Source organism: Hydrogenophaga sp. (assembly GCF_030158645.1).
Taxonomy (GTDB): domain Bacteria; phylum Pseudomonadota; class Gammaproteobacteria; order Burkholderiales; family Burkholderiaceae_C; genus Hydrogenophaga.
The window spans coordinates 1-1,659 of record NZ_JAOASO010000106.1 but is presented as its reverse complement, the minus strand read 5'-3'; the positions used below and the strand labels follow the sequence as shown (position 1 = coordinate 1,659).

The 1,659-nt window shown below is 66.5% G+C and carries 1 pseudogene; it reads right to left on the bottom strand.

What is annotated here, in order from left to right:
- Window positions 1-30: 30 nt before the first annotated feature.
- A pseudogene (locus Q1W68_RS12300) lies at window positions 31-1,592 on the bottom strand (IS3 family transposase).
- Between the last annotated feature and the right edge of the window lie 67 nt (window positions 1,593-1,659).

The following is a 1,659-nucleotide window of genomic DNA, read 5'->3' as shown; positions in this document are numbered from 1 at the left end:
CGGCGCGCGTCAAGGTAGTTGTCGCCCGGGTCACGCAGCTTTCTGCTGAGTATGTTGAACGCTGGCAGCTATGCTGACCACCTCGTCGCGCTCGGGATTGAGCGTCACGGCACCGATGTGCGACCAGTCGCGAGTGTGGCCAGACCAGCGTGCCGGGTTGCGCTGCCTGGCCTGTGTGTACAGGGTGTGGCGAGCAGCCAGGACGGCCTTGTCCTGTCCGGCATGACGCTGCTGCGGGCTGACGTAGCGGATGCTGCTGTGGCGGTGATCGACGTTGTACCAACGCACGAATTCAGCCGCCCAGGCCCTGGCCTCGTCCAGGCTCGCGAAGCCCTTGGCAGGGAACTCGGGCCGGTACTTGGCCGTGCGGAACAGCGACTCGGCATAAGCGTTGTCGTCGCTGACGCGGGGCCGCGAGTAAGAGGGCTTCACGCCCAGCCAGCGCAGCATTTCCAGGACGGTCGTGGCCTTCAACGTGGAGCCGTTGTCACCGTGCAGAACAGGCTTGCTGTCCAGGGTGGCAATGCTCTCGGCCAGGGCGGTTCTTCGCACCAGGTGAACGGCATGGTCGGCGTCATCGCTGTCGTGCACCTCGGCGCCGACGATCTTGCGGCTGTACAGGTCCAGAATCAGGTACAAGTGGAACCAGCGGCCCATCACGATGGCTGGCAGGTAGGTCATGTCCCAGCACCAGACCTGCCCGGGCGCCGTGGCGATGTGGGTGGTGGGCGGCCGTGTGGCCCTGGGCGCCTTGGCGCGTCCTCGGCGTTTGTTCTGACCCGCGGCCTTGAGCACTCGAGCCATGCTGGACTCGCTGCCCAGGTATGTGCCTTCATCGGCCAGCATAGGCACGATACGCGCTGGCGGCACCGAGGCAAAGCGCGGCTCATTGGCCACGGCCAGCAGCGCTGCGCGCTCAGCCGGGCTCAGGGCATGGCTGGGCATCGGGCGCACGGCGGCGGGTCTGCCATCGCCCGCTGTGAGGCCCGCGCAGGCCTTCCAGCGCTGCAGGGTTCGAACGTCGATACCGGCAACAGCGCAGGCCGGCTGCAGTCGCGCTCCTGCGGCATGGGCGGTGTTGATCTCTCGGGCCAGGACTTGGCGATCTTCGAGGCCGATCATTCGCCCTCTCCCTTGTTGAAGATCGCCGAGACTTTTTTTGATAGAACCAGCAGCGCGGCCGTCTCTGCCAGTGCCCGGTCCTTGCGCAGCAGATCGCGCTCGAGCTCCTTGATGCGCTTGGCGGAGGCACGCGTGGCCTGTGGGCTGGCGCGTGCGTCCTCGGGGTCAGCCAGTGCGGTGGTGCAGCTCGCCCGCCACTTGTCCAACTCGGCCGGGTATACCCCGTGCTCGCGGCACCAGGCGCTCTTGGCAGCCTCGTTCATGGCCGCCGTGGTGATCACGGCCTCAAGCCGGGCGCCCGCAGTCCAGGCCCGCCCTCGGGCGGGCCTGGACTGCGCATCCTCGCGCCAGCGCTCCAGCGTCCCCAACCCAATACCCAATTCGCGCGACACCACCTCCAGTGCTGCGCTCTCCGGCGCCAGCAACCTGGCTACCGCTTTGTCTTTGAATGCTTGTCCGTATCGAGCCACTTTCTTCCTTCATCGCCGCCCCCTGGGTTGATTCAATGGAAGCGACAACTATTCTGACGCGGGGGGG